The sequence below is a fragment of the Dermabacter sp. HSID17554 genome (genome assembly GCF_003989295.1).
In the GTDB taxonomy this organism is placed as follows: Bacteria; Actinomycetota; Actinomycetes; order Actinomycetales; family Dermabacteraceae; genus Dermabacter; species Dermabacter vaginalis.
The window spans coordinates 38,543-60,153 of sequence record NZ_RBLW01000004.1 but is presented as its reverse complement, the minus strand read 5'-3'; the positions used below and the strand labels follow the sequence as shown (position 1 = coordinate 60,153).

Genomic DNA, 21,611 nt, shown 5'->3' with positions numbered 1-21,611 from the left:
ACTGGCGGCGCGGGGGTGCTGCGGCGCGAGGGTCGCTGAGGTTGGTGGACATAAGGGACACGTGCGTTTTCCTTATTTCGTATCGCCGCCCGTGGGCGGTGGGACCGGATGCGCCCTGGGGCGCGGGGATGCTTCAGAGTAGTTCAATTCGCGAACTGGGGCGCCTATTCTCGTAATGTGAACAGTGGCGTCACGGAAAGGTCATGAACTATTCATGGAACGGTTGAACTGTACCCCATGTGAGGTGGTTCACCACGCCATTCTTGTGGATTATTCCGATTCGCCTCATGTGAAGTCAAACTCTGAGACTGGAAGTCATGGTTAATTATGCACCCGAAGGTTCGGGCTCCGCACTGAGCGGTGCGGACTATCGGCGCTACTCGCGGCACCTTCTCCTGCCGGGCTTCACGCCCGAGAGTCAACAAAGACTAAGTTCAGCGAAGGTCGCAGTCGTGGGAGCCGGTGGTCTCGGGGCGCCAATCCTCCAGTATCTCGCCGCGGCCGGAGTGGGCTCATTGACCGTCATCGATGCAGATTTCGTGGATAGTTCCAACTTGCAGCGTCAGGTTATTCATTCCGAAGCGGCCGTCGGAACTCCAAAAGTTTCCTCCGCTGCCAAAGCCGTGCACGCACTCAACCACGCGGTTCACGTGCGCGAAATCCGAGAAGTGCTCACTCCGACCAATGCGCTTGAGATTCTCGCGGGCCATGACCTCGTGCTCGACGGCACCGATAATTTCCCGACTCGTTACCTTGTGTCCGATGCATGCGAGATCCTGAATGTGCCTCTGATCTGGGGATCTATCCTCGCGTTCGACGGTCAGGTCGCAGCGTTCTTCGGCGACGAAGGTCGCGGCGTCACCTATCGCGACGTGCATCCGCGACCGCCGGAGCCTGGCGAGGTTCCAAGTTGCAGTGAGGCCGGGGTGCTCGGGCCACTCGTGGGCGTGATTGGCTCGACGATGGCGATGGAAGCCCTCAAGGTGCTTACGGGACTCGGGTCCCCGCTCTATGGGCGAATCCAGCTCTATAGTGCCCTGACCGGCGACTGGACGCGCATCGACGTCGCACGCCGAAAGGACCGTGCGCCCGTCACCGAAATCGAGGACCTCGTTGAGACGTGCGGCTTCCCCGCAGTAGAAGCCTCCGGGGCCGCGCCGGTGCGGGCGGAGGTTCTTTCGCCAGCGGAGGCACTGCGGGAGGCCGCGACCGGCCGACTCCTCATTGACATCCGCGAAGAGTCGGAGGCAGCAGAGGGCATGCTGCCTCACGCCGTCAACATCCCAAAGACCCAGCTCATGGAGTTTGCGCGAGGGGAGCGGGCAGGCGTCGGGCCTTTGAGCGAGGTAGGTGATCTTCGCGGTGCGATCCTGCACTGCGCGGGTGGTGCTCGATCGGCAGCGGCCCAGGCCGAGCTCGCGACCCTCGGGATTGAGGTTGCGAACATGGCGGGCGGCTACGTGGCTTCGGTGACGCTTCGCCCTTAGCCTCCCGCGAAGGGTGGCAGCACGTCGACGCGCAGCGTGCCGTCTTCCCCAGGGGAAAGCTCTGCCGACGGGTCGTTCTCGCTCACCGTGTTCACGAGGAAACTGCATCGCCTGAGCACCGTAGCGGAGTCGGGCCCTGCCGACTCGACGGCTCCCGCACGCAAGGCCTCGAGCAAGTCCCCGAGAGTTGTCCCCTCGAATTCGACCGTGTGCTGGCTCGTGCCAAAAGCATGGGCCGCGCCGGCAAAAAAGCGAACGTCGGCGCTCGTCATCTCGCCGCTCCTTTCACTCATGTTTCTATCCTCCGATGGCGCTCATGGGCCGCTCGGGCTGCACGAAATCGCTGCGATCCATGCCGTGGCCTGCCTGCTTGCCCCATTGGGCGGCGCGCCACCGCTCAGCGATGGCTTCGTCGCTCGCGCCTTGGCGCATGAGGCTGAGCAGGTCGGTCTCGCTGTGCGAGAACAGGCACGTGCGCACGCGCCCCTCGGCGGTGAGGCGGGTGCGGGTGCAGTCCGCACAAAAAGGCCGGGTCACGGAGGCAATGATTCCGACGGTGCCCAGCGCCTGCTCGTGCGGCCTTTCGCCGGCTTCCGCAAACGGTTCACCGGGGGCGGGAGGCAGAACGCCGCGCACCGCTTCCGTGTTCGCAGGATCGATGCCGCGTGCCTTGAGCTCTCCCGCGATCGTGCCCGGAGCACCGGGGGCCGCAACGGCGGGCCTAGGCCACACGTCGAACTTCTCGGCGGGGGCGCCGCCGCGTGCTTCGCGCACGGGGTGCATCACGTAGTAGGGGCTGAGAAGCTGCCACACATCGCTCGCCGTGACCATGCGTTCGCGGTTCCAGCGACCCGCGCCATCGAGAGGCATGTATTCGATGAATCGAAGCTCGAGTCCCCGCTCGAGGCACCACGCGAGGAGCTCTGCGGCTTCGTGTTCATTGGCACCGGGCTGGAGAACCGCGTTGATCTTGATGGGGCTCAGCCCTGCGTCACGTGCGGCATCGATGCCCTGCAAAACGCGATGGAGGAACGGGCGGCGGGTCATTGCTTCAAACGTTTCGGAGTGCGCCGAATCGAGGGAAATGTTGAGGCGGTCCAAGCCGGCGGCCACGAGTGTTTCGGCTCGCTTCTCGAGACCAATGGCGTTGGTCGTGAGGGAGATGTCCGGTCGCGGCGAAAGCCCTGCCACCGACTCGATGATGTCGGGGAGATCGGCGCGCGTGAGCGGCTCGCCGCCCGTGAAGCGCACCTCGCGAATTCCAAGGTTCTCCACGCCGATGCGCACGAATCTCGCGATTTCATCGACGCTCATGAGTTGCGGCCTTTTCAAGAACTGGAGCCCGGCCTCGGGCATGCAGTAGGTGCAGCGCAGGTTGCAGAAATCCGTCAGCGAAACTCGCAGATCGGTCGCCGTGCGGCCGTAGGTGTCGAGGAGTGCGCCCGTTGCTGGTCGCCCCTCGGTCGAGGGAGTTTCCTCGATGGGGTCCATGGCGCGGGGCTTCGGCATCCCGAGGTCGATCGACATGCTCTCCTTTGGGGTCTCGCGAAAGAGGTGTCACACCAGCTTAGGGGACTTTCGCGCGCTACCCTAGAGGCCCTGGCCACACGAGGAAGGAACAGCACTGTGGAGCACGAGTCGCGCCTCGCGCCTGGTCGCATCCCTCTCGCCGAGCATCGGCGGAGCCTTCGTGAGCTCATGAGCGCCGTGCTGGATTCTCCGCACGCGCCGGGCGTGGCAACTGTCGGAATCGAGAGCGCCCGCGACCGAGTCCTCGCGCGCGACGTGACCTCGCCCGTGAACGTCCCACCCGTGGCGAATTCGCAGATGGATGGCTTCGCGCTGCACGTTGCGAGCCTCGCGAACGCCCCGGATGGGGCTTCGATCAGTCTTCCGCTCGGTCCGCTCATCGCGGCGGGCGAAGCGCCCTCAAATCTCGAGCCAGGCACGGCTCGCCCCATCATGACGGGCGCCCCGATCCCCGCGGGCGCGAACGCCGTGATCCCGGTTGAGGCCACGGATGTTCGGCGTTTTTCACAGCTCACACGCGATGGGTCCGACGCTTGCCGGCTGCCGTCGGACCTCATTTTCCGCCTTGCCCCCGAGCACCGCACCGAGGGGCGTTTCGTGCGGCACGCGGGAAGTGACACCGAGTGCGGCGATGTCGTGGCGCGCGCAGGTCAGCTGCTCACGCCGCGTCTCATCGGTCACCTGGCATCGGTGGGTGTAGCCGAAGTGGAGGTGCGCGAGCCCCTGCGCGCCGTTGTCGTTTCAACCGGGAGTGAACTGCGCGATCGAGGCGATGACGCTGCCGATGATTGGCGTATTTTCGATGCGAATTCGCCGCTCATCGGTGTTGCGCTCGAGGAAGCCGGAATCGAGGTGTGCGCCAGGCTGCGCGTACCGGATGATCCGCGAGCGCTTCTCGACGAGGTACGCGCGGCGTGTGAGGCCGCGAAGGCGCACCTCGTGGTGTCGAGCGGTGGCGTGAGTGCCGGCGCTCTCGAGCCGATCAGACAGGCCGCCGAGATGCCCAGTTCGCCGCTGCGCCTCGCTTTCGACAAAGTGGCGATGCAGCCGGGGGGCCCGCAGGGCCTCGGCGTGCTCGAGGCTGACCACGGAGAGGTCGCGTGGATCGCGCTTCCCGGCAATCCCGTTTCGGCGTTCGTGAGCCTTGAGATGTTCGTGCGTGATGCGCTCGGTGCGCCGCCTCGGCCGCGCATGTCGCTGCCCGTGCGCACGCAAACCGGCGAGACGGAGCCTTCCCCCGAGGGCCTCGTGCAGGTGCGCCGCGCGCGCCTCAACACCGATTCAACCGTGAAGCTCGTGGGCGGAGCGAGCTCGCATCTTCTGGGCGCGCTTGCCCTGAGCGACGCGCTCGTGCTCATTCCTGCGGAGGTCACGCACGTGGCCGACGGAGATATTCACGAGGTGATGATTCTTCGATGACACGCAACAACACCGACGCCAATGCGGATCTTACGCACGTGCGCGCCGACGGTTCGAGCCACATGGTCGATGTTTCCGGCAAAGCCGTGACGACCCGAGAAGCGAGCGCGAGCGCGACTCTCACAAGCCGCACCGACGTGGTCGATCGCATCCTCACGGGCGACCTTCCAAAGGGGGAGGCACTCAGCGTTGCACGCGTCGCGGGCATCATGGCGGCAAAGCGCACGCACGAGCTCATCCCGCTGTGCCACCCGCTGCCGATCACCAAGGTCACCGTGGACTTCGCGCGCATCGCGCCCGAGATTCTCGAGGTGAACGCGCGTGTGAAGACCGAAGGCAAAACGGGGGTCGAGATGGAGGCACTCACGGCTGCGAGCGTCGCCGCACTTACGGTCTACGACATGATTAAGGCTGTTGACCACCTCGCGGTCATCGGCGATGTCAAGGTGCTTGCGAAGTCGGGCGGGAAGAGCGGCGATTGGGACCGCGAGGTCGCGAGCGGTGAGAAAGGCGGCGCGGCGTGAGCCTCGTGGAGGAGCGTGGATGGTCGGCATGCGTGATCGTTGCCTCGACGCGCGCGGCCCGCGGCGAATACGAGGACCTCACGGGGCCAGAGCTTTCGGCTTGGCTTGAGCGGTGCGGGTTTCGCGGGTGCGGGGTCACGGTGGTCCCGGATGGTTCCGACGTTGGCCGCGCCCTTGGTGAGGCCATATCAGCCGGGGTAGATCTCGCGATCACGACGGGAGGCACGGGCCTCACGCCGAGCGACGTCACACCGGAAGAAACTCGCCCGCATCTCACGCGGGAGATCCCCGGGATCGCCGAGGCGCTGCGCCTTAAGGGCTCTGAATCGACGCCGTACGCGGTTGTCAGTAGAGGGCTTGCCGGTTTTGCTGGTCGCACGCTCGTGGTGAATCTTCCGGGCTCACGCGGCGGCGTGAAAGATGGCATGGCTGTGCTCGAGCCGATTCTCGAGCACGTGCTTCGCCAGCGCGATGGAGGAGGGCATGAATGAGTGAAGGTGCGAAGCCCGCGCAGGATGAGCGCGATCCCCACCTCGGTGGTGTCGAGGAACGCGTGCGCCACGCGAGTGTGAGCGGCGAGCCGATTGCGGTCGCCGAGATGGTTCGGCTTGTGGAGGACAGGCGATGTGGCGCCCTCGTCACTTTCGACGGTCTCGTGCGTGACCATGACGAGGGGCGTGGGGTGGAGCGCCTCGCCTATGAGGCGCATCCGAGTGCCGGCGACGTCATGAGGGAGGTCGTGCGCACGATCGCTGAGCGCTACCCGGACGTTCTCGTTGCGGCGGGCCATCGTCACGGTGGGCTCGAGGTGGGGGATTCCGCGCTTGTGGCGGCGGTTGCGGCCCCGCACCGAGCCCGTGCCTTCGAGGCGTGTGCGGATCTCGTGGATGAGGTGAAGGCGCGCGTGCCGATCTGGAAGGATCAGTACTTTTCCGACGGTTCCCACGAGTGGGTTGCCGCGATTGGCTGAGCGCAGTGCCTGACGCCTGGTGCGGGGTATGAAAAAACGCCCTGCGCTGCATCGCTCGGGTGAGCGGCGCGCGGGGCGTTCGGTAGATGAGGCTGAAGTTTTTAGCGACCGAGGCCGAGAGTGGTGAGGCCTTGGGCGCTGCGGGCCTGGGCAATGGCGGCGAAGTCGCCACCGAGTCGGTTCTTGTCCACCGTGTTGTGACGTTCGACGTCTTGCCCCACCATGTGATCAGCGAGGTTTTCGAAGGTCTTGAAGATCGAGCGGATGATGGTCATTTTTGTGTGTTCCTCACTACCGTTTGTTTGGAATTAGGCGCGAAAAGTGGCGGTAGAGGGCGCTCCACCGCTGCATTCTCACGTGCTTCAATCTTACGAAGTGGACTCGCGCTCGCGCTAGGGCGGTAGGTGTGATATGGAACGCCGATTCCGATATGCCGGATATGTGACGCGCGGGACACAGACGTTCGGGACCAACGCCCCGTCTTGTTCTGGATTGCATAGGGGTTGTGGGGGTTTGGGTGCGCACCAAGCTGGCACTCAGCTTTGACGAGTGCTAACCGGCACACTAGTGTGGAATTCGTTGGCAGTCTCAGCGTGAGAGTGCCAAATGGTGCGCCGGGTTGCTCGGCACCGCGACGACGAGCATCCCACCGAGGCACACCCGTCAACTTCACATTGATAAAAGAAGGAGTGAGGTCGCATGTCGGTCTCCATTAAGCCCCTCGAGGACCGTGTCGTCGTCCGCCCGCTCGAAGCCGAGCAGGTGACTGCTTCAGGCCTGATCATCCCCGATACCGCTAAGGAAAAGCCCCAGGAGGGCGAGGTCGTCGCCGTGGGCGAAGGCCGTTTCGACGACAAGGGTGCACGTATCCCCATGGACGTCAAGGTCGGTGACAAGGTCGTCTTCTCGAAGTACGGCGGCACCGAGCTCAAGTACGGCTCCGAGGAGTACCTCGTTCTGAGCCAGCGCGACGTTCTCGCAATCATCGAAGGCTGAAAGGCTCATCGTGGCTAAAGAAATCATTTACGACGAGGAGGCGCGCCGCGCCCTTGAGCGCGGCGTTGACAAGCTCGCGGACACCGTCAAGGTGACGCTCGGCCCCAAGGGCCGCAATGTCGTCCTCGACAAGAAATGGGGCGCCCCCACCATCACCAACGACGGCGTGACAATCGCCCGCGAGGTTGAGCTCGAGGATCCGTACGAGGATCTCGGTGCCCAGCTCGCGAAGGAAGTGGCGACCAAGACCAACGACGTTGCCGGCGACGGCACGACCACCGCGACGGTTCTCGCTCAGGCCCTCGTGCACGAGGGCCTGCGCAACGTCGCCTCGGGCGCGGCTCCCGCAGCGCTCAAGCGCGGTATGGAGAAGGCCGTCGAGGCACTCAGCGAAAAGCTCGGCGAGATCGCAATCGACATTGACTCGAAGGAACAGACCGCGTCTGTCGCGACCGTTTCCTCGCAGGATGCAGAGATCGGCGAACTCCTCGCGGAGGCTTTCGGCAAGGTCGGCAAGGATGGCGTCATCACGGTCGAGGAGTCCTCGACCACGGCGCTCGAGCTCGACTTCACCGAGGGTATGCAGTTCGATAAGGGCTTCATTTCCCCGCACTTCGTGACCGACGCTGACCGCCAGGAAGTCGTTCTCGAAGACGCCTACGTGCTCATTAACCAGGGCAAGATCTCGAACGTGCAGGAGTTCCTGCCCGTGCTCGAGAAGGTTGTCGAATCGGGTAAGCCCCTCTTCGTGATCGCTGAGGACGTCGAGGGCGAGGCCCTCGCGACGCTCGTGGTCTCGAAGCTGCGCGGTTCCTTCAAGGGTGCCGCCGTCAAGGCTCCCGCCTTCGGCGACCGCCGCAAGGCCATGATGCAGGACATCGCGATCCTCACGGGCGCCGAGGTCATTACGCCCGATCTGGGCCTCGACCTCAAGACGACCGAGCTCAGCCAGCTCGGCACCGCTCAGCGCGTCGTCATCACGAAGGACAACACGACCATCGTGGGTGGCGCCGGTGATGTGGAAGCCGTTTCCGATCGCGTTCAGCAGATCAAGGCCGAGATCGAGAACACCGATTCCGAGTGGGACCGCGAGAAGCTCCAGGAGCGCCTCGCGAAGCTCTCGGGTGGCGTGTCCGTGATCAAGGTTGGCGCTCACACCGAGGTTGAGCTCAAGGAAAAGAAGATGCGTATCGAGGACGCGGTTGCCGCAACGCGCGCCGCGATCGACGAGGGCATCGTTGCTGGCGGTGGCTCGGCCATCGTCCAGGCTGCGACCGTTCTCGCCGATGATCTCGGGCTCGAGGGCGACGAGGCCGTCGGTGTTCGCGCTGTCGCCAAGGCCGTCGCCGAGCCGCTTCGCTGGATCGCCGAAAACGCCGGCGAAGAAGGCTACGTCGTCGTGGAGAAGGTCAAGGAGTCCCCGGTGGGCACCGGCCTCAACGCTGCGACCGGCGAATACGTCGACCTCGTCGAGGCTGGCATCATCGACCCGGTGAAGGTAACGCGCAGCGCCCTGCGCCACGCTGCCTCGATCGCGGGCCTCGTTCTCACGACCGAGACCCTCGTCGTTGACAAACGTGAGGACGACGAGGAGTAAGCAGCCGTCGGACCTCATCTCACTCGCCCCGCTTCTTGAGCTTTCTCGAGGAGCGGGGCGTATTCTTGGCGAAGCGCACTCGAAGTGTGCCGAGCGCGCCCGCGCACGCCAAAGCCTGACCTGCCGATACTTGCGAGAGGGAGAGGGGACTGCATGAGCGCTGTGTCTCAATCACCCTCGCGAAGCACGTCGAATCGCGTGCCATCGGCCGAGGAGCCGATGACTCGCAAGGGTGGGAAGCCCCATAAAATCGTGATGCGGCCGAGCCCCGCGGCCATGAGTGCCGCCCTCCTCGCAGCGGTCGTGTTTACGGTGCTGCTCGAGTTCCTCGTGGGTATTAGTTTCATCGGGCAGAGCTTGTGGAGCGATCCGCGCCTCTTCCATGACCACTGGTTCACCCTTCCGCTTTACGGGTGGTTCGCGGTTGTTGTCCTCGCGATCATTGCTCTGCTCCGCATCCTCACGCAACGCGTCGTTCTGTACGACGATCGCATCAAGGTGCGCGGCCTGTTCCGCATCCCTCGTTCAGCGAAGTGGAGTGCGATTTCCGGCATTTGGCTCGTGCGTGACATTTACCGCGGCAAAGAGCCTCGCGACCCCGTGGAAACTGAGATCGATGCCTTCGATGCGGCCCTCATCATGCGTTCACACACGAGCCGCGTGGCGAACCTTTCGGGCGCGTTCTATGGCACTCGTGCTCAGTCGATTCTTGTGCGTGAGGCGGAGGAGCGTGGGGTGCGGATTGAGCACATCGATCACGCACGGCCCGGCGAGCTCGCGCGCATGATGCCGGGCTCCCTCTCGATCATTGACCGCCACCCGAACCTTTTTGTCCTGGCGATTGTGGCGTTTTACGCGGCGCACAATGTCGTCACGTTCATGATCTGGGGGATCTGAGGCCACCGGTTCCTTGGCACAATGGAACCATGCCTGCCCGCCGAACCAAGCGTTTTACTCGCCCGCCCCTGCCGCAACGGGGTGGGCTTGATGCCGTGCGGGTGGTGGCAACGCCGCGTGAAGTAGGTCGGCCCGTGGGGGAGGTTTTGCTCGAGCGATTCCCGGCGCTCGGTTCGGTGGAGGCGCGTGACCTGGGTGAGCGTTTCGCCGCGGGGGAGTTCGTGGATCAGCTCGGTGAGCCGTGGGGCGAGACCGAGGCGGTGACGCGTGCGCGCGAGGTGTTCTTCCACAGGGAGCTTGCCCCCGAGGAGGTTGAGCCGCGCGAGATTCCCGTGGTGTTCGAAGATGAGCATCTGCTTGTGGTCGCGAAGCCGCGCGACATGGCGAGTATTCCGCGCGGCGAGCATGTGCGCCGCAGTGCCCTTGTGCGGCTGAGGGTGGCGCATGCTCTCCCTGATCTCTCGCCGATTCACCGGCTCGATAAACAGACTGGCGGGATCCTTGTGCTGTCGAAGATTCCCGAGGAGCGTGGCGCTTACCAGCAGCTTTTTGCGCGCGGGGAAGTCCGAAAGCGCTATGTGGCGTGGGTAGAGGGGGATTGTCCGACGCTTGCCGGCCTCGAGCGCGGCCCGCTTGAGATTCGTGAGCCCATAGTGAAGAGGCACGGTGATCTATGGGCGCACATCGATTCCGAGGGAAAAGAGGCGTGGACGAGTGTGCGAATGCTGCGGCGGGAGGCTGGCAGCCGTCGGACTTTGCTGAGCCTGACTCCGCACACGGGCCGCACCCACCAGTTGCGTGTACACCTCGCCCACGTGGGCCTGCCCATCGTGGGGGACGAACTGTATCCCGCACCCGCGCCCGATCCGCTCACGGGGGAGCGTTACCGCAGGGAGGTGAGCGAGCCGCTCGCGCTGTGGAGTGTGCTCATGGCGTTTCATGATCCGGTGACGGGGGCGGAGCGGCGCTTCGAGTGGTGGCCGCGGGAGGCGGAGAGCGATGAATGAGCAGATCAGCGCGCGCGTGAAGGGTACTAAAGTGGCGCTTGGACCCACTTTTGCCGCGCGCCTCGTGCCGTGGCTCAGGTGGGGCGCGCCGCTGCTTTCCGCGGTGTTCTTGCCGGTCACGGGGCTGTATGTGCATCGCCAGTTGTGGTGGCCGTGGTGGACTGCTCTTCCCGCAGCGTGGGCCGCGGGGTGGGTGCTGCTCGCGCTTCTCATGCTTGCGGTGCTTCTTCTCACGCACCGCACGACCTGGTGGAACCGGGAGTCGGGGCGCGTGCGCAGGGGGCGGCAGTGGTGTGACGCCGCGCATGTGCGGGCGGTGGTCCCGGATTTTCGCCCGCAGGGTGTCACGGTGCTCGAAGCGGGGGAAGGCCGACGCCTGCTTATCCCCTATAGCGGCTGGGACGATCGCAGTTATGAGGGGATCGCCGAGTTTGAGCGGCATGTGTGCGGTGCGGCGAGTGCATCGCGGCGGGAGTTACTTGCACGCGATCGCGTGGCCCGCAAATCCTGGCAGAACCGCGCCCTTGCGAAGCGCTACGCGATGCCGTGGCGCGAGGAGTTCGAGGATCCGCACGTGTTTCTTGAAGCATTTGATGCGCGCAGGAAGGAACTAGCAAGGCGGCGGCGCTAAGGTTGGAGCATGACGAATGATCCCTTCGGTTTTGTTGGCCTGACCTATGACGACGTGCTGCTTCTTCCCGGGGAGACGGACGTCATCCCGAGCGATGTAGACACGACCGCGCGGCTCACGCGCGAGATTAACCTGAGGGTGCCCCTCGCCTCTGCCGCGATGGACACCGTGACCGAAGCCCGCATGGCGATTGCGATGGCGCGCCTTGGCGGTATCGGTATTCTTCACCGCAACCTTTCGATCGAGGATCAAGCCCACCAGGTCGACCTCGTCAAGCGCACCCAGACCGGCCGCGTGCCGAACCCCGTGACGATTGGCCCGGATGCGACGCTCGAAGACTTCGATGCGATTTGCGGCAACTATCGCGTCTCGGGCCTGCCCGTCGTGGACGAGACCGGCACGCTGCTCGGCATTTGCACGAATCGCGACCTGCGCTTCATTCCCGTGGCCGAGTGGGCCAGCACGAAGGTTTCGGACGTCATGACGCGCGAGGTGTACACCGCGCCTACCGACGTGAGCCGTGAAGAAGCAACGGCGCTGCTGCGCAAGCACAAGCGTGAGCGCTTGCCCCTCGTGGACGAAAGCGGCAAGCTCACGGGCCTCATCACCGTGAAGGACTTCGTCAAGAGCGAGCAGTTCCCGAACGCCTCGAAGGACGCCGAGGGGCGCCTCCTGATCGGTGCGGGCGTGGGCTTCTTTGGGGATTCCTACGAACGTGCCGGTGCACTGCGCGATGCGGGTGTGGACGTGCTCGTGGTGGACACCGCGAACGGCCACGCGCGCCTCGCCCTCGACATGATTCGGCGCCTCAAGAGCGATAAGGCTTTCGACGGCGTGCAGATCATCGGCGGCAACGTCGCGACGCGCGAGGGCGCCCAGGCGCTCATCGATGCGGGCGTTGATGCCGTCAAGGTGGGCGTGGGCCCGGGATCGATCTGCACAACGCGGGTTGTGGCCGGCGTGGGTGTTCCGCAGGTCACCGCCATCTACGAGGCGTCGAAGGCCTGCAAGAGCGCGGGTGTTCCCCTCATTGGCGATGGTGGCTTGCAATACTCGGGCGATATCGCGAAGGCCCTTGTGGCCGGCGCCGATACCGTGATGCTCGGCTCGCTCCTCGCGGGCACCGCCGAGTCGCCCGGCGAAGTGATCCTCATGAACGGCAAGCAGTTCAAGAGCTACCGCGGAATGGGCTCGCTCGGTGCGATGGCCTCGCGCGGCAAGAAGTCCTTCTCGAAGGACCGCTACTTCCAGGCCGACGTGGAGACCGACGACAAGATTGTGCCCGAGGGCATCGAAGGCACCGTGGCCTACAAGGGCGCGCTCGGCACCGTCGTGCATCAGCTTACGGGTGGCCTCGCGCAGTCGATGTTCTACGTGGGTGCGCACACGATTCCGGAGCTCAAGGAGCGCGGCAAGTTTGTGCGCATCACGGCGGCGGGCCTCAAGGAGTCGCACCCGCACGATATGGCGCAGATTGTGGAGGCGCCGAACTACCGCGCACGCTAGGGCTTCGGTGGTGCGGGGGCGGAGGCTTGTGGTGCCTTCGCCCCTTCTGATTTTTCTCCCGCTGCGACCCTAAAGTGGTGAAGCTGTTTCTCTGAAGTGGTGAAAAATCGCCGCCACACGGAGAAATTCCAGGGTCTAACGCCGTTTTTCACCACTTCCAGGATCGGCTGGGGTGGCAGGTGGATACCGGGGGTGACAGGTGGATACCGGGGTATGGCAGGTGGAAACCGGGGGATGGCAGGTCGAAGCCGGGCTGGGGGTCTTGGAAAGCAGTGAGGCAGTGCCGCCCCGATGGTATGGGCTCGCCCAAGGGCTACTCGGAGCGGAGCGCCTCCACCGGGTCCTGCCTCGCCGCACGCCCTGAGGGGATCACGCCCGCGAGCACGGTGAGCAGAACCGAGATCGCCACGAGAATGAAGCCCGCAACGGGCGGCAGGCTCGCAATGTTTTCCACGTCGAATTTTTGCTCGACGATAATGTTCGCCGGAATGCACAGCAGAAGCGTGACGCCAACGCCGATAAGACCCGCGAGAAGCCCCTCGATCACGGTTTCCGCATTGAACACGTGGCGAACGTCGGCCTTTGACGCCCCCACCGCACGCAGGATGCCAATTTCCTTGCGCCGCTCGAGCACGGAAATGTAGGTGATGATGGCGATCATGATCGAGGAGACCACGAGCGAGATCGACACGAACGCGATGAGCATCCACGTGATGACGTTGATGATGCTCGTGACCGAGCTCATGAGCATGCCCACCATGTCGGTGTAGACGATCTCCTTGTTCTTCTCTCCACGCCCCTTCGCCTGCGCGTTGTAGGCGTCGAGAATTGCTTTGACCTGGTCTTTGTCCTTGAAACTGGCCGGGTAAATATCGACTTGATCGGGACTCGTGCGGTCAGCCCAGCCGAGCTTTTCGAGATTGTCCTCGTAACTTGCCGCGCGCGTCGAGACCATGGTCGACATGAACGCCGCGAGCTCTTCTTCGTCCATGTTCATCTCGAACGCGTCGGCGAATTTCTCCGGATCGACGCTCATGGCCTTCGCGAAATTCTCGCCCATCTGAGACATTGCGCCATTGATTTGGCTCTCGATCTCGTTTTGCAGCGAGGTCATGTACTGCTGCATCATCGCGCCGATGGCGTTCGTCAAATACCCGCCAATGGCCTGTTGAATTTGGCTTGCGAGGGCGCCGCCGAGCTGGGTGGAAAGCTGTTCGGCGATGGCGTTCGAAAGATCGCTGCTCACCGCCGAGGAAATCTCCTGGAGCGCCGGGTCCTCACCGAGGGCTTCCGAAAGCTGCTGCTCGAGAAGTTCCCGATTGACGACCTGGTCGGAGTTCGAAATCTCCTCGATTTTCGCGCGGACCTCGTCGGTTTGGAGGTACTCGAGCACCACGTCGGCCGTGTCCCTGTCGGGAATCTGGTCACCGTCGGAATCGGCATGGGCCGCGTAATATGCCTGGAAACCCTGGATGAGCGCACCCGCTTCGCCGCTGAGGTACTCGCCGGCGCCCGGCTGAATCACCTCGCCCTCGAGCGCTTTCGCAAGGACGCCCGGGAGGTCGATATCGGCAAGCTGGGGATAGCGGGCCGTGAGGTCGGCAAGATCGAGATCCTCCACGTTCACGTTCGGGCTTCCGACGGCTGCCGCGCTCGGATCGAGACTCGAGAGGTCAAGGTCGCTCATGTCGAAGGAGCCGGGGTCGAGGTTCGGTTGCGGCATCGAACTGAGATCGAGCCCGCCGAGGTCCATCTGGAGCTTCGACTCGTCGATCTGGAATGCGCCGCGAATTTTCTCCTGGTCGACCGTAAACAGGGAGCTCATATCGAAGTCGTCGCCCTGATCGTCGTTTTTGAGTTCGTCGAATGTCTTTCCGGTGAAAACGTCGACATCGGGATGCGCACGCTGCTCGTGGACGATCTCAGACTGGGCAGCTTCGGTGATGACCTCGTCCGTGAGGGCGGGAAGGTAGGAGAGGCCCTGCTGGAGCGCGCCCATGTCCTCACCTTCGTTCGGGCGCACGATCCCCACGACCCTGAGGCGCTCGCCCTTGTCGATTTTTTCGCGCATGAAGTCGGCATCGTTGCTGCGGTCGATCCACGTGCCCGTGTCATCGTTGTGGGTGTAGGTCTCGAAGGCGTTCACGCGAGAAAATTCAGTGCCAATGATCTGGTCGAAAGCGTATTCGCCCGGCTTTGTGGAGGCTTTCTCACCCGAGGAAGCGTCGGAATCTCCCGTGGCCCGGCCCGCCTGCATGTTCTCCATCATCTCGTCGAGTTTCGCGTGATCTTTGAGCCCGAGCGTGTATTCGTAAAGATCGGGCATCTCACCGTTTTCGTCGAGAACAAGCACGAGTTCGCGAGAATTCTTGGGCCAGTGCCCGCTGAGAACCCGGTATTTCGACGTGTAAAGATCGGTGTTCGCGGGTAGCTGCCGGAAGGCGTTCATGGAGAACATGGAGCTCGCGGGGCTCATGGAAAAGCCGCCCGCGTACTGGGAGAACGCCTGCTCGGGGTGCACCTGCACCGGTTTGTCGGTGCCGAGCGCATAGATCTGAGGTTCGGCCGCATACGAGTATTCGATCGCCTTGACGTAGGAGTTGATTCCTCCTCCGTTAGCGTCGAAATAGTTCTTGAGGGAGGCGAGATCGTTAGTGCTCGTCGAATTCATCGAGCGCGTGTACATCTCCACGGCGCGCACGGTGTTGGCTTTCGCTTCGCCTTTCGGTTTCGCGTTTGCGAGTCCCGATTCCATCGAGACTCCCGTTTTTTGGATGCTGAGCGGGTAGTTCGCGAGCGCGTTTTCCTCGGTTTTATCGATGTAGCTGTTGACGCCGTTGGCGAGCGCGAGAATCGCGGCAATGCCGATAATGCCGATCGAGCCCGCGAACGAGGTCATGAGCGTACGGCCTTTTTTCGTCATGAGGTTGTTGAAGCTCAGCATGAGCGCCGTGAGAGGCCCCATGCGCGTGTTGCGCGTGGGCTTCGCCGCGCGCGTTTCCTCAAGGGCCGGATCGAAAGGAGCGGAATCGCCCACGACCTGACCGTCGGCGAATTCCACGACGCGCGTGGCGTACTCGTGGGCGAGCTCGGGGTTGTGGGTCACCATGATGACGAGGCGGTCGCTCGCGACCTCCCGAAGAAGATCCATGACCTGAACGGAGGTCTCGGAGTCGAGGGCCCCCGTGGGTTCGTCGGCGAGGAGAATCTCGGGGTCATTAATGAGGGCGCGGGCAATTGCGACGCGCTGCATCTGCCCGCCCGAAAGTTGGCTTGGTTTTTTGTGAACGTGATCGCGAAGGCCCACTTTGGTGAGGGCGTCGAGCGCGCGCTCGCGGCGCGCAGAGCGGCCGACGCCTGAGAGCGTGAGAGCGAGCTCAACGTTCGCGAGGACGCTCTGGTGGGGGATGAGGTTGTAGCTCTGGAACACGAAACCGATGCGGTTATTGCGGTAGCGATCCCAGTCGCGGTCTTTGAAGTTTTTCGTGGAAATCCCGTCGATCACGAGGTCACCGGAATCGAAGTGATCGAGTCCCCCCACAACGTTGAGCATCGTGGTCTTTCCGGAGCCGGACTGCCCGAGGATCGCGACGAATTCATTGTCGCGGAAGGCAACGTTCACGCCCGCGAGGGCGACCTGCGTGAAGGATCCGGTGGTGTAAGACTTCGTGATGTTGTGAAGTTCGAGCACGGCTCTCCAATGGCGAACGGCGGGGATTTCCTCGCGGGGGTATCTCCATCGTAGGCGCGTGGAGTTTAAATGTCTCACCCCCGCGTAGGCTTGTGACATGAGTTGGATTGACGGCCCGATGCTGGGCTTTGATACGGAAACGACGGGCACCGATACAGCGAATGATCGCATCGTGACCGCGGCGCTCGTGTTCTCCACGGGGCCGGGCCGCGAGGGGGAAACGATCGCCACGTGGCTCATCAACCCGGGCATGGAGATCCCCGAGCAGGCCTCGCGCGTGCACGGCATCTCGAGTGAGCACGCGCGCGCCTACGGCATGGATCCCGCGCCCGCGCTCGAAGAAATCGCACTCCGCATCGTCGAATGCCTCGAACAGGGCGCGCCGATCGTTGCGTTCAACGGTGGATTCGATCTTTCGATCATCGAAGCGGAACTTCGCCGCAATAACCTTCCCACGCTCGAGGATCGCCTCGGTCGTGCGATCGCGCCGGTCGTGGATCCGCTCGTTCTCGATCGCGGGCTTGATCGCTACCGCAAGGGCAAGCGCAACCTTTCGACCCTCATGGAGGTGTACGGCGTGGAGGAGCCGGAAGGCAATATGCATACGGCCGATGTCGATGTGTCCATGACCCTCGATGTGCTGCGGGCGATGGCGAAGAAGCACACGGTGATCGCCGAAAGCGACCTCGCCGAACTCCACAAGAAGCAAATCGAGCTCCACCGTGCGTGGGCGGAAAACTTCATCGAGTACCTGAAGCGGCAGGGCAAAACACCCGACGTCAATCCCGTTTGGCCTCTGTAGACTGGAAACCGTGCAAAACGAAATCGAAATTGGACGCAATAAGCGGGGCCGCCGCACCTACGGCCTCGATGATGTAGCCGTGGTGCCCTCCCGCCGCACGCGGGATCCCGAGGATGTCTCGACCTCGTGGCAAGTGGATGCCTATCACTTCGACATCCCGATCTTCGCCGCCCCCATGGATTCGGTGATGAGCCCCGAAACGGCGATCCAGCTCGGCCAGTTCGGCGGGCTCGGCGTACTCGATCTCGAGGGCCTGTGGACTCGCTACGAGAACCCCGAGCCACTTCTCGAGGAGATCGCACACCTCGAACCGAGCGACGTGCACGGCCGCATCCGTGAAATCTACGCGGAGCCCATCAAACCCACGCTCATTCGCGAGCGCATCACGCAGCTTCGCGAAGCCGGCGTCGTCGCAGCGGGATCCCTCTCTCCGCAGCGCACCCAGGAGCACTGGAAGAGTGTCGTGGACGCGGGCGTGGACATCTTCTTCATTCGCGGCACGACCGTGAGCGCCGAGCATGTTTCGGGTAATCGCGAGCCGCTCAATCTCAAGCGCTTCATCTACGAGCTCGATGTTCCCGTCATTGTGGGCGGCTGCGCCACCTACACGGCGGCCCTGCACCTCATGCGCACGGGCGCGGCGGGGGTTCTCGTGGGCTTCGGCGGCGGCGCGAGCCAAACGACGTGGGAGACCCTCGGTATTTCGGTACCGCTCGCCTCGGCCGTTGCGGATGTCGCCGCAGCACGCAGGGATTACATGGACGAATCCGGCGGCCGGTACGTGCACGTGATTGCCGACGGCGGCCTAGGTCGCAGTGGCGACATCGTGAAAGCCATTGCGTGCGGAGCTGACGGTCTCATGGTCGGCGCCGCACTTGCGCGTGCCACCGAAGCGCCCGGTCGCGGCTTCCACTGGGGGAGCGAAGCGCACCACCCCACGATGCCGCGCGGTCACCGCGTCGAAGTTGGCCAGGTGGCGCCGCTCGAGCAGATTCTCTTTGGCCCGGGCCTCTCGGCCGATGGCACCACGAACCTCGTCGGCGCGCTGCGCCACGCGATGGCGACCACGGGCTACACGGACCTCAAGGAATTCCAGAGGGTCGAGGTCGTGACGACCCGCTGATCCTCGATAGAAAAATGGGGCTCGCCGTTGGTGGCGAGCCCCATTTTTGTACGGCAATGCGAGCCGTGTGGAGACTGTTAGCCGCGCGCAACCGCGAGGGTCTGCTGCGCGATCGCGAGCTCCTCGTTCGTGGGGTACACGAGCACGGTGACCTTCGATTCGGGCGCCGAGATAATCCACGGCTCCTTCTTGCGCTGCGCGTTCGCTTCCTCGTCAAGAATGATGCCGAACTCCTCGAGGCCCTCGAGGGCGCTCGAGCGGGCGAGCGAGGCATTCTCGCCGATGCCCGCGGTGAACGTGATGACGTCGAGGCCGCCGAGGATGAAAGCGTAGGCACCCACGTACTTCTTGACGCGGTGCGCCCACATGCCAAGCGTGAGCTTCGCGTTCTCGTCGCCGGATTCCACGGCGGCGGTGATGTCGCGGAAGTCGCTCATTCCGAGCTGGCCCATGAGGCCCGACTTCTTGTTGAGCAGCGTGTCGACCTCGGCGGGATCCATGCCAGCCTGGCGGCTGAGGAGCGCGTACACCGACGGGTCGATGTCGCCCGAGCGGGTGCCCATGACGAGCCCCTCGAGCGGGGTGAGACCCATCGAGGTGTCAATGGGCTGGCCGTTCTTGACGGCGGAGGCGGAAGCGCCGTTGCCGAGGTGAAGGACGATCTGGCGGAGATCCTCACCTTCGCGGCCGAGGAAGCCCGGCACTCGCGAGGAAATGAACTCGTGGGAGGTGCCGTGAGCGCCGTAGCGGCGAATCTTGTACTGCTCGGCGACCTCCTTGTTGATCGCGTAGGTGTATGCCTCGGGCGGAAGCTGTGTGAAGAACGACGTATCGAACACGACGACGTGGGGGAGGTTCGGCAGGAGCGCACGGGCACCGTTGATGCCGTCCACCGCCGCGTAGTTGTGCAGGGGAGCGAGGGCACCGAGCTCGTGGATCTGGTCGCGAACCTCGTCGGTCACGAGGGTAGCTTCGGGGAACACAGCGCCGCCCTGGACCACGCGGTGGCCAACGGCGCTCACGGTTTCCTCGGACAGCTCAACGCCCACCTTCGCGAAGAGCTCCTCCACGACCTGCATGCCTTTGACGTGGTCGGGAATCGCCCCCTCCCACGTTTCTTCCTTGTCGCCGACTTCGATCGAGGCGTTGCCAGTGGGCAGCGTGATGCGCTCAACGATGCCGGAGGCGGTCACGTGATTCGAGGTGGGATCGATGAGCTGAAACTTGATCGAGCTCGAACCCGAGTTGATCACGAGAACATTGCTGTTGGTCACGGTTTCTCCGTTCGTAGTCAAGAGGGGCTCTTTGCCCGTCAGTTCTGGTTCTGCGCCTGGATCGCGGTGATCACGACGGTGTTGATGATGTCCTCGACGAGGGCGCCGCGCGAAAGGTCATTCACGGGCTTGTTGAGTCCCTGAAGAACCGGGCCGATCGCAATCGCGCCCGCGGAGCGCTGCACGGCCTTGTAGGTGTTGTTACCCGTGTTGAGGTCGGGGAACACAAACACGGTCGCGCGTCCTGCGACTGCCGAATCGGGGAGCTTGGTCTTGGCGACCGAGGCGTCCACAGCAGCGTCGTACTGGATGGGGCCTTCCACGTTGAGGTCGGGGTGGTTTTCCTTGACGAGCGCGGTCGCTTCGCGGACCTTGTCAACGTCGGCACCCGAGCCACTCGTGCCCGTCGAATACGAGAGCATGGCGATGCGCGGGTCCACGCCGAACTGTGCGGCCGTCGCGGCAGACTGGGCGGCGATGTCAGCGAGCTGCTCGGCGGTCGGATCAGGGTTCACGGCGCAGTCGCCGTACACGAGAACGCGATCCTCGAGCGCCATGAGGAACACGGAGGAGACGACCTTCGCGTCGGGCTTCGTCTTGATGATCTGGAGTGCCGGGCGGATCGTGTGGGCAGTCGAGTTGACCGCGCCGGAGACCATGCCGTCGGCGTAGCCCATGTGGACCATCATCGTGCCGAAGTAGGAGACGTCCTGGACGGTGTCGCGTGCCTGGTCGAGTGTCACGCCCTTCTTTGCGCGCAGGCGCGCGAACTCTTCGGCGAACTTCTCGACGAGTTCTTCGTCGTGTGGCGAGACGATGCGGGCCTCGGTGATGTCGTGGCCGAGCTGCGTGGCTTTCTGGCGAATCACGTTTTCGTCGCCGAGAAGCACGAGGTTGGCGACACCACGGTTGAGGATGACCTCGGCCGCGGCGATGATGCGGGGCTCGTCACCCTCGGGAAGCACGATGGTTTTCTTCTCGCCCTGAGCACGCGCGATGAGCTCGAACTGGAACATCATCGGGGTCACAACGTCGCTCTTGGCGAGGTTGAGCGCCGAGATGAGCTCGTTCATTGAGAAATTCTCGGCGACGAGGCGACGTGCCGCGTCGACCTTCTGCGGGGTCGAGGTGAGCTTGCCGTCGATGTTGCTCGCGGCAACGGCGGCCTCGAACGTGTTTTCTTCGGTCACGATGATGGGCAGATCTCCCGTGCCGAGGGCCTTGATTTCCTCGGGGAGGTCGTAGCCGCCAGTGAGCACGAGCGAGCTGAGCGAAGGGAACGTCCCCGACTGCTGCGACATGAGGATGCCCTGGATGAGATCGTAGCGATCGCCGGGGGCAATCACGGTGCTCGACTCGTGGAGGTTTTTGAGCACATTCGGAAGACCCATCGCGGCTACGACGATGTCGAGTGCCACGCGCTCGAGAAGCTCCGGCTCCCCCTGAACGACCGTGCCGTTGACGGCGTCCTTGATCGCGTTCACGCTCGGCGAGTACACGATGTCCGATTCGGGAAGAGCCGCGGTAATGACGCCCTCGGGGAGGGCCTTGGCGATCTCCTCGCGGGCCGCGGGGAGATCCTCGGTCTCGGCGCGGTTGATGACGACGGCGACGGGGGTCGCGTGGTTCTGTGCGAACTCGTGGAAAGCGATCTGGGCCACGGTTGCGGCCTGCTGCGGGTCGCGGCGGCGCGAGCTCACCACGAGCACCACGGGGGCGCCGATATTCGCGGCCACGGTGGCGTTGAAGGCCACTTCGGTGGGGTTCGCGAGGCCGTTGTAATCCGAGCCGAGCACGAGCACCGCTTGATACTTCTCGCGCAGTTCCTGATAGCGGCGCATGATCTCTTCTTGCGCCTTCTCAGGATTGGAGTTCACGAGGTCGTAGGTGACGCCGAGTGCTTCTTCGTAAGTCTGGCTAATGCCGGGGTGCGAGGTGAGCAGCTCGACGGCGGAGTCGCGGTCGTGGCGCGAATCGATGATCGGCCTGAACACGGCGACGGTTTCCGACGTGGCGACGAGGGCTTCAAGGAGGCCGAGGGCAACGGTGGACTTGCCGGAGCGTCCTTCTGACGAGGTTACATACACACTGTGAGACACGCTTCTAGGATAGGTCGAGCGGTTGGACACTGTCAGGGAACCGCGTCCTGCTCCGCTC

General features: G+C 63.7%; 19 protein-coding genes. 13 read left to right on the top strand and 6 right to left on the bottom strand.

Features of this window, described 5'->3' with window-relative positions:
* The first annotated feature begins 317 nt into the window (after window positions 1-317).
* Window positions 318-1,487 (top strand): ThiF family adenylyltransferase, encoded by a 1,170-nt coding sequence (locus D8M36_RS08075; protein ID WP_126848082.1) that lies wholly within the window; start codon window positions 318-320, stop codon window positions 1,485-1,487.
* Here D8M36_RS08075 and D8M36_RS08070 read toward each other — a convergent pair.
* Both D8M36_RS08070 and D8M36_RS08065 read right to left on the bottom strand, forming a co-directional pair.
* The gene (locus D8M36_RS08070; RefSeq protein ID WP_238638428.1) at window positions 1,484-1,780 is read right to left on the bottom strand and encodes a MoaD/ThiS family protein; all 297 of its coding nucleotides are present in this window, start codon (window positions 1,778-1,780) and stop codon (window positions 1,484-1,486) included. The two genes, D8M36_RS08075 and D8M36_RS08070, sit on opposite strands and share 4 nt — an antisense overlap.
* Window positions 1,781-1,784: 4 nt before the next feature.
* Window positions 1,785-3,014, bottom strand: coding sequence for a GTP 3',8-cyclase MoaA (locus D8M36_RS08065; protein WP_126848081.1), 1,230 nt, complete (start codon window positions 3,012-3,014; stop codon window positions 1,785-1,787).
* A 99-nt stretch (window positions 3,015-3,113) separates the two neighbouring features.
* On the opposite strand from D8M36_RS08065, the gene D8M36_RS08060 reads away from it, so the two are divergent.
* Genes D8M36_RS08060 through D8M36_RS08045 form a run of 4 tightly spaced genes read left to right on the top strand, consistent with a single transcriptional unit; the run spans window position 3,114 to window position 5,930 of the window.
* Window positions 3,114-4,436 (top strand): molybdopterin molybdotransferase MoeA, encoded by a 1,323-nt coding sequence (locus D8M36_RS08060; RefSeq protein ID WP_126848079.1) that lies wholly within the window; start codon window positions 3,114-3,116, stop codon window positions 4,434-4,436.
* A complete protein-coding gene (gene moaC, locus D8M36_RS08055) occupies window positions 4,433-4,960 on the top strand; it encodes a cyclic pyranopterin monophosphate synthase MoaC (RefSeq protein ID WP_126848077.1) in 528 nt (175 codons plus the stop codon). The genes D8M36_RS08060 and moaC overlap by 4 nt, the downstream gene beginning before the upstream one ends.
* Window positions 4,957-5,451, top strand: a complete 495-nt coding sequence (locus tag D8M36_RS08050; RefSeq protein WP_126848075.1) for a MogA/MoaB family molybdenum cofactor biosynthesis protein — start codon at window positions 4,957-4,959, stop codon at window positions 5,449-5,451. Before moaC ends, D8M36_RS08050 begins: the two co-directional genes overlap by 4 nt.
* Window positions 5,448-5,930 carry a molybdenum cofactor biosynthesis protein MoaE gene (locus D8M36_RS08045; RefSeq protein WP_126848073.1) on the top strand — a complete coding sequence of 161 codons (483 nt, stop codon included), beginning with the start codon at window positions 5,448-5,450 and terminating at the stop codon, window positions 5,928-5,930. Before D8M36_RS08050 ends, D8M36_RS08045 begins: the two co-directional genes overlap by 4 nt.
* 101 nt (window positions 5,931-6,031) lie before the next feature.
* On the opposite strand, the gene D8M36_RS10075 is transcribed toward D8M36_RS08045, so the two are convergent.
* Entirely contained in the window at window positions 6,032-6,205 is a 174-nt protein-coding gene (locus tag D8M36_RS10075; protein ID WP_153246517.1) for a hypothetical protein, read from the bottom strand.
* Between the two features lie 424 nt (window positions 6,206-6,629).
* On the opposite strand from D8M36_RS10075, the gene groES reads away from it, so the two are divergent.
* From groES to guaB, 6 genes are all read left to right on the top strand, one after another.
* Window positions 6,630-6,926, top strand: coding sequence for a co-chaperone GroES (groES, locus tag D8M36_RS08040; RefSeq protein ID WP_016663894.1), 297 nt, complete (start codon window positions 6,630-6,632; stop codon window positions 6,924-6,926).
* Between the two features lie 10 nt (window positions 6,927-6,936).
* Complete coding sequence (gene groL / locus D8M36_RS08035) at window positions 6,937-8,523, top strand: chaperonin GroEL (protein ID WP_126848071.1); 1,587 nt, start codon at window positions 6,937-6,939, stop codon at window positions 8,521-8,523.
* 219 nt (window positions 8,524-8,742) lie between these two features.
* Entirely contained in the window at window positions 8,743-9,420 is a 678-nt protein-coding gene (locus tag D8M36_RS08030) for a hypothetical protein (RefSeq protein WP_161970235.1), read from the top strand.
* A 29-nt stretch (window positions 9,421-9,449) separates the two neighbouring features.
* Window positions 9,450-10,427, top strand: coding sequence for a pseudouridine synthase (locus D8M36_RS08025; protein ID WP_126848069.1), 978 nt, complete (start codon window positions 9,450-9,452; stop codon window positions 10,425-10,427).
* A complete protein-coding gene (locus D8M36_RS08020; protein WP_126848068.1) occupies window positions 10,420-11,058 on the top strand; it encodes a hypothetical protein in 639 nt (212 codons plus the stop codon). The genes D8M36_RS08025 and D8M36_RS08020 overlap by 8 nt, the downstream gene beginning before the upstream one ends.
* 9 nt (window positions 11,059-11,067) lie before the next feature.
* A complete protein-coding gene (gene guaB, locus D8M36_RS08015) occupies window positions 11,068-12,564 on the top strand; it encodes an IMP dehydrogenase (protein WP_126848067.1) in 1,497 nt (498 codons plus the stop codon).
* A 313-nt stretch (window positions 12,565-12,877) separates the two neighbouring features.
* Here the strand turns inward: guaB and D8M36_RS08010 are convergent, their stop codons facing one another.
* Complete coding sequence (locus tag D8M36_RS08010) at window positions 12,878-16,255, bottom strand: ABC transporter ATP-binding protein/permease (RefSeq protein ID WP_126848066.1); 3,378 nt, start codon at window positions 16,253-16,255, stop codon at window positions 12,878-12,880.
* A gap of 97 nt (window positions 16,256-16,352) precedes the next feature.
* On the opposite strand from D8M36_RS08010, the gene D8M36_RS08005 reads away from it, so the two are divergent.
* Both D8M36_RS08005 and D8M36_RS08000 read left to right on the top strand, forming a co-directional pair.
* Window positions 16,353-17,057: an exonuclease domain-containing protein gene (locus D8M36_RS08005; protein WP_126848065.1), complete on the top strand. Its 705-nt coding sequence runs from the start codon at window positions 16,353-16,355 to the stop codon at window positions 17,055-17,057.
* A 10-nt stretch (window positions 17,058-17,067) separates the two neighbouring features.
* Window positions 17,068-18,180 (top strand): GuaB3 family IMP dehydrogenase-related protein, encoded by a 1,113-nt coding sequence (locus tag D8M36_RS08000; RefSeq protein ID WP_074298764.1) that lies wholly within the window; start codon window positions 17,068-17,070, stop codon window positions 18,178-18,180.
* A 77-nt stretch (window positions 18,181-18,257) separates the two neighbouring features.
* On the opposite strand, the gene D8M36_RS07995 is transcribed toward D8M36_RS08000, so the two are convergent.
* Window positions 18,258-19,475 (bottom strand): acetate/propionate family kinase, encoded by a 1,218-nt coding sequence (locus tag D8M36_RS07995; RefSeq protein ID WP_238638427.1) that lies wholly within the window; start codon window positions 19,473-19,475, stop codon window positions 18,258-18,260.
* A 17-nt stretch (window positions 19,476-19,492) separates the two neighbouring features.
* Window positions 19,493-21,553, bottom strand: a complete 2,061-nt coding sequence (gene pta / locus D8M36_RS07990; RefSeq protein ID WP_238638426.1) for a phosphate acetyltransferase — start codon at window positions 21,551-21,553, stop codon at window positions 19,493-19,495.
* Window positions 21,554-21,611: the final 58 nt, after the last annotated feature.